This window comes from Methanohalobium sp. (assembly GCF_046546175.1).
GTDB lineage: Archaea > Halobacteriota > Methanosarcinia > Methanosarcinales > Methanosarcinaceae > Methanohalobium.
Genome location: NZ_JBKGYF010000092.1, coordinates 1 through 6,523, shown reverse-complemented (window position 1 = coordinate 6,523; position 6,523 = coordinate 1). Strand labels below are relative to the sequence as shown.

7 protein-coding genes are annotated in these 6,523 nt (G+C 39.1%); 6 read left to right on the top strand and 1 reads right to left on the bottom strand.

The features are described 5' to 3' along the window. Positions 1-534: 534 nt before the first annotated feature. The 6 genes from ACLFMM_RS08620 to ACLFMM_RS08595 all read left to right on the top strand — a co-directional run bounded on the left by ACLFMM_RS08620 (position 535) and on the right by ACLFMM_RS08595 (position 5,307). Complete coding sequence (locus ACLFMM_RS08620) at positions 535-912, top strand: rubrerythrin family protein (protein ID WP_410808328.1); 378 nt, start codon at positions 535-537, stop codon at positions 910-912. Between the two features lie 166 nt (positions 913-1,078). Further along, positions 1,079-1,234 (top strand): hypothetical protein, encoded by a 156-nt coding sequence (locus tag ACLFMM_RS08615; RefSeq protein ID WP_410808327.1) that lies wholly within the window; start codon positions 1,079-1,081, stop codon positions 1,232-1,234. An 83-nt stretch (positions 1,235-1,317) separates the two neighbouring features. Then, entirely contained in the window at positions 1,318-2,583 is a 1,266-nt protein-coding gene (locus ACLFMM_RS08610; RefSeq protein WP_410808326.1) for a UbiD family decarboxylase, read from the top strand. Positions 2,584-2,601: 18 nt separating this feature from the next. Next, positions 2,602-3,789: an aconitase X gene (locus ACLFMM_RS08605; RefSeq protein ID WP_410808325.1), complete on the top strand. Its 1,188-nt coding sequence runs from the start codon at positions 2,602-2,604 to the stop codon at positions 3,787-3,789. After that, a complete protein-coding gene (locus ACLFMM_RS08600) occupies positions 3,770-4,186 on the top strand; it encodes a DUF126 domain-containing protein (protein WP_410808324.1) in 417 nt (138 codons plus the stop codon). The genes ACLFMM_RS08605 and ACLFMM_RS08600 overlap by 20 nt, the downstream gene beginning before the upstream one ends. A gap of 17 nt (positions 4,187-4,203) precedes the next feature. Then, positions 4,204-5,307 carry a site-2 protease family protein gene (locus tag ACLFMM_RS08595; protein WP_410808323.1) on the top strand — a complete coding sequence of 368 codons (1,104 nt, stop codon included), beginning with the start codon at positions 4,204-4,206 and terminating at the stop codon, positions 5,305-5,307. Between the two features lies 1 nt (position 5,308). Here the strand turns inward: ACLFMM_RS08595 and ACLFMM_RS08590 are convergent. Next, positions 5,309-6,523: MFS transporter (locus ACLFMM_RS08590; RefSeq protein ID WP_410808322.1), on the bottom strand; the 1,215-nt coding region annotated here is incomplete at its 5' end.

The window sequence follows — 6,523 nt, the reverse complement described above, 5'->3', positions numbered from 1 at the left end:
AATTATGTATGAGAAAATATCATCAAACTAGAATGGGTGAAATTATGAGCTAATTAGATAATCTCATACAATACAATACAATATATCAAAAATTATATTTGATATAAAAACAAGTAAAGTCAAGAAAAATCGGAAACAGGGAACATATACCCTGTTTCTTGAGGAGTTGGGGTATCAGACTATGGGGTATAGCCCAAATTTCCGTTTTTACCATCCAACTTGCTTAAGCAGGCAAGAGGAGTGAGCCCATCCAACAATGGAGCAAACCGTTTTTCCGTTTTTGTGGAGATATTATACATCCGTTTTTATATCTCCGATTATTATACATTGATGAACAAATAAATATAAACCATGTCCACAGTTTACACCATAAATCCATGATTTGTGTGCATTTAAAAGAAAATCGTGCTCATAGATTTTTAAATCCTAATGCAAAAAGTTGTGAATTGATCCCTGATTCTTGTTTTAATTTGACATATAAGTGAAGGATAAAATATAACTTACATATAGTACATGTTATATCAGGGGATTCCTATGGACAAAACTATAGAGAACATGACAAAAGCATTCATAGGCGAAAGCCTTGCAAGGAATCGCTATACCAATTTTGCAAAAGTTGCAAAGGAAGAAGGATATGAACATATATCTGAAATCTTTATCAACACCGCAGAGAATGAAAGAGAACACGCCAAATGGATGCTAAAATTGATAAACGAACTGAAAAAGAAAAGTGGAGGCGGACCAAACAAGGTAAACCTTGATGTGGATGTACCTGCGTGCGGAAACACTGTTGATAATCTTAAGGATTCAATTTCAGGAGAAGAATACGAAATAACTTCTATGTATCCCGGATTTGCTGAAACCGCGGAAAAAGGAAAACTTCCTGAAATTGCTGAGAGGTTCATTAACTGAACAGTCCCTGCTTGGTTCAAACAAAGATAATTATTATATAGATAAAATGCGCATAATTAACTGTTAACTGTTAACTGTTGATACAATCGTATAACTGATGGTTTAAGGGAGTGCAAACTTACTGCAGGATGTTTTATGTGTTTGTACAAAAAATGCAAACAAAAATATGTATTCAAAACTGCTGGTAATTCTGGTGGTAGCATTGAAATCTTCAAAAAGGAAACCGTACAATAAATCTCAGATAAAACAAAAGATGGATGCCATAAAAGAACAGGTAAAACAGGGTAAACGAGACATATATTACATGGATAACAGAATCTAAACTAAACTAAAGCACAATATCTAATTGACATAAAATAGGATAATGTATATATTGTTTCACCTGATTTTTACAGATTAGATAGAATGAGTTTTAGAAGTTTTGTAGACAAGCTCAAAAATGATGGAAAATTGGTGGAAATTACATATTCCGTATCCAGAAATTTTGAAGCGCCACGGATTGCCAGAGATACTGGTTCACCGGTTTTATTCCATGATGTTGATGGCAGTAAAGCGGTTATGAACCTTTTAGGTTCAAGGGATGAACTTGCATCACTGTTTGGTATATCTAAAGACAGCATTATACAAAAACTCTCAAACATAAAACCAGATGGTGAAGTTATAGTCGTTAACAATTCCCCTACAAAAGAGATTGTTGAAGAGGAGGTTGACCTTACAAAACTTCCTATAATGACCCATTTTGAAAGGGATGGTGGAACATATATCACTGCCGGGGTAGTGGTATCTGAATATGAAGATACGACAAATGCATCCATCCACAGGCTTATGGTTATTGGGAAAAACAAACTGGCTGCACGTCTGGTACCCCCAAGACACACCTATTTACTGCACAAAAAAGCATCTGAAAAAGATAAAAGGTTGCCTGTTGCCATCGTAATAGGTGCCGATCCGGTAATTGGTTTTGCATCTACTACCCGTGTACCAACTGGAAAAGAATTTGAATATGCCGCTGCATTACGTGGAAATGCTGTAGAACTTTTTGAATGTGATAATGGCATTAAGGTTCCGCATTCAGAGATCGTGCTTGAAGGGTATATCGAGCCTGATGAGAAAGCTGATGAAGGTCCATTTGTAGATATTACAGGAACCTATGACCATGTACGACCAGAACCTGTTATCACCATCACAAAAATTATGCACCGCAAAAATCCACTGTACCACGGCATCCTTCCTGCAGGTCCTGAACACCTGCTCATGATGGGTATACCCTATGAACCAAAAATTTACAGTGCTGTTGGAGAAGTGACCACTGTTAAGAATGTAGTTCTTACTGAGGGTGGATGCTGTTATCTGCATGCTGTTGTACAGATTGAAAAACAAACAGAGGGCGATGGTAAAAATGCCATAATGGCAGCCTTTGCCGCCCATACCAGTCTCAAGCATGTTGTGGTCGTGGACGATGATATCAACATATTTGATTCCGATGATATCGAATTTGCAATCGCAACCCGGGTCAAAGGAGATTCTGATACTCTTATTGTTCCAAATGTACGTGGCAGCTCGCTTGACCCCAGAGGTAAATCAGACGGTACTACAACCAAAATTGGACTTGATGCAACCAAAGTATTAAAGGAATCAGAAAAATTCGAGCGAGCCAGTATACCTGAATAAAATAATAGAGAATCCAATATGTATCTTACAAAGGAAGAAGAAAATATTCTAAACGGTGAACATGGAGAAACATTGCAGAAAGCAATAGAGATCCTTGTAGCTCTGGGTGACATCTACAATGCCGATAGTCTGGTTCCTGTTAAAAATGCCCAGATTGCAGGTGTGTCCTACAAAACCATCGGAGATGCAGGACTGGAATGGATATCAGACCTGAATGGAGAAGTTAAAGTGCCTGCTGTTTTGAACCCTGCCGGTATGGATCTTCAAAACTGGGACAAGATGGGTATTTCCGATGAATTCGCCAGAAAACAGCAGGAAATCATCGATGCATACAAAAAATTGGGTGTCAATACCAAATGTACCTGTACTCCTTACTATCTGGGAGGTTTTGATACCAGATACAGTGACCATCTGGCCTGGAGTGAATCCTCTGCTGTATCATATGCAAATTCAGTAATCGGTGCAAAGACAAATCGGGAAGGTGGTCCTTCTGCACTATCTGCCGCACTTATAGGAAAAACAGCCAATTACGGATACCATCTGGATGAGAACAGAATTCCCGACATTTCTATAGCTGTTGAAAGTGAACTTACAGGTTCTGATTATGGTGCACTTGGTTACCAAGTAGGAAAAATGGTAGGCAAAAGAGTTCCGATTTTCTACCTTAACAATAAACCATCATCAGATGAACTAAAAGCTCTTGGTGCAGCAATGGCTGCAACCGGTGCAGTTGCCCTGTATCATGTGAATGGAGTAACCCCAGAAATCCAGAATATTGAATTTGAAGATCCGGTAGAAAATATCACAATTGAAACTGAACAAATACAGGAAGTATATGAAACAAATTCCAGTATCCAAGGTGACGATGAAATCATAGCCCTTGGATGCCCTCATTGCTCAAGAAGTGAACTGGAATACATCGCACATCTGCTGGAAAATAAACAGGTTGATAAAGACGTATGGATATGTACATCCAGAGAAGTTGCAGAAAACAACCCACTGATTGTTGACAGAATTGAGAAAAGCGGTGCTATGATAGTATGTGATACCTGTATGATCGTATCACCGGCAAGTGAGAACTATAAACTCATGATGGTTAATTCAGGCAAAGCTTTAAACTATGTACCGGGTATGTGCAAAATCCCCTCGAAGTTTGGCAGTTTAGAAAAATGTATCAAGGAAGCGGGTGATTCCAATAAAATCTAATATTAATTGTAGGACAATTTCCGGAGGAGTTGCAGAAGGTGAAGTACTTATCACAAGTGATACTATATCATTTCTGGGTAATGTTGACCCTGAGACCGGAATCGTTGTAGAACCAAGTCATGAACTTTTCAATAAATCCATAAAAGGCAAGGTCCTTATTTTTCCCCACGGCAAAGGCTCAACTGTAGGTTCCTATGTACTCTACCAGTTGAGCAAAAATAATGTAGCTCCTGCCGCAATGATAAATATCGAATCCGAACCTATTGTAGCTGTAGGTGCCATTATATCAGGAATTCCTTTAGTCGACAAGCTGGGCAGTGACCCATATACGTATTTAACAAATGGTACACTGGTAAAAGTTGATGGAGATAACAGCTATATCAAAATAATTGAATAATAAAACTTTAATCAAAAATGAAACCAGACCCAGACAAACAAAAACAATTATCAGATGACACTGTCAATGAGCTTTACAAGTACATATACCCGGTTTTTAACGTTTATGAGATTAGAAGTGGGCATGATAAGAACCTGTACTTTTACGGAACTCCTAAATTTGACCTTAAAACCATTTACAAAAGCCTCTGGAAATTGTTTGCAAATAAAGGATATCAGCTTCACATCAAATCAGAACTCGGTGAACATATTATTGCCGCATCTCCATATGTAGAGAAAAAGGAGAAAGTCCACATCAATCTGGGACTTGCAGTTGCTACGTTTTTCACAACCATGTTTGCAGGTGCTACAATGTTTGGAGTGGATTTTGTTGACAATCCATTACAAATCATCAAAGGACTTCCATTCACCATAGCTATAATGACTGTACTGGGTTCACACGAAATGGGGCATTATATGGCGGCACGATGGCATGGAATGCGTACATCACTACCCTATTTCATCCCGTTCCCCACAATTATCGGAACCATGGGTGCTGTTATAAAACACAGGGGTATCATACCTGACAGAAAATCCCTGTTTGATGTTGGTGTTTCTGGACCGCTGATAGGTCTTATTGTATCGATAATTGTAACCATTATAGGATTAACATTAAATCCCGTTTCACAGAATACTCAGCAATCCTTTATGCTGGAACTGGGTCTCCCGCCACTGTTTTTATTCCTTATGGAACTTACCGGAACTGTTGGCTATACGATTCATCCGGTCGCTTTTGCAGGATGGGTAGGAATGTTTATCACACTGTTGAATCTTCTTCCGGCAGGTCAGCTCGACGGCGGACATGTATTAAGAGCAATGGTTGGTGACAAGTCCAGATATATATCATCATTCATGCCGTTTTTACTACTTGGAATTGGTCTTTATGTAAATTATTTCTTGAATGAAAACGGGTCAATATGGCTGGTATGGGGGCTTATATTGTCGTTTTTCACCATGGCAGGTCATCCAGAACCCATGGAAGATAGTATAGACCTAGATAAAAGAAGACTGACAATAGGAGTAATCACCTTCATACTGGGTCTTCTCTGCTTTACAATGGTTCCCTTTACAATTGTTCAATAATTCAGGTTTCTGCTACAAATCTGTGTCTCATGATATAGGCTGAGAATGCCACTGAAAACCCTAGCAAACTTGATGATATAAAGACTGTTACAAGATTGGAATTTAATAATATCAAACCAAGTACCGCAGGTGCTGCAGTTTGTCCTACATACTTCATTGTATTGAACAGTGAGACGACACTGCCCATAGTTTCTCTGGGTACTACCTGGGTAACCAATGTATTCAAAAGCGGTTGTACCATTCCAAAACCAACACCAAATACCAACAATAACAAAAATACTACTGGTATTGAATAAACACCAGACATTCCTGCAACAGCAATACCAAGCAAAGCAAACCCAATTCCCAGTATAACATAATTGGGGTATTTTGACGCCAAACGCTTTGCCTGTGATGCAAAAATTACCATCGATGCACCCTGCACACCAAATGCTAGACCTGCTCCCTGTGATGTGAATCCGAAATTATCCTTTAGTATAAAGGGCACGTAGATTACAATGGTATACAAAAGGAAAAAAACTGCAAAACTCAGGAATACCGTATATACCACTCTGTTGTCTTTTAGAGATTGGAACATATGCATAAATCCGGTTTTTTGTTTTGGATTGCGTGAATTAGTTTCAGGCAGCACAAAAACTGCAGCCAGTGCAAGCGGGATTGTTAACCCATAGAACAAAAAAGGATAGTTCCATCCTAATACCGCAAGAGTTCCCCCTATAAGTGGTGCTGATACAGACCCCACTGCTGTAGTCATGCTCATCCTACCCATCGCATGAACTCGGTCAAGACCTTCATAGAGTTCACCAATCATGGTCATTCCCACAGGCATCATACCTGCAACACCAATTCCCTGTATAAACCTGACCACAAGAAGTGATGTCAGACTTGGAGCAAAATATCCTGCCAGTCCAGCTATTCCATTTATTAAAAGGCAGGGAATGAGTACCTTTTTACGACCTATTCTGTCTGTAACTACACCCAGAATCAACATAAATAGTGCTGTTGAAAATGTATAAACTCCCAGAACCCATCCAACCGCTTCACGGGATGTATTTAACGGTTCTACCATAGCAGGCAGTACTGGTCCCATCAAAGCTCCCCCCGCCATACCAAAAAAAGCGACCAGGCATATGATAAACAGTACCAATTTATCCATCCATCCCATAGAATCAACCCACTGTGGATAATAATCTTTTATTGGTATTGTTACAGGTAG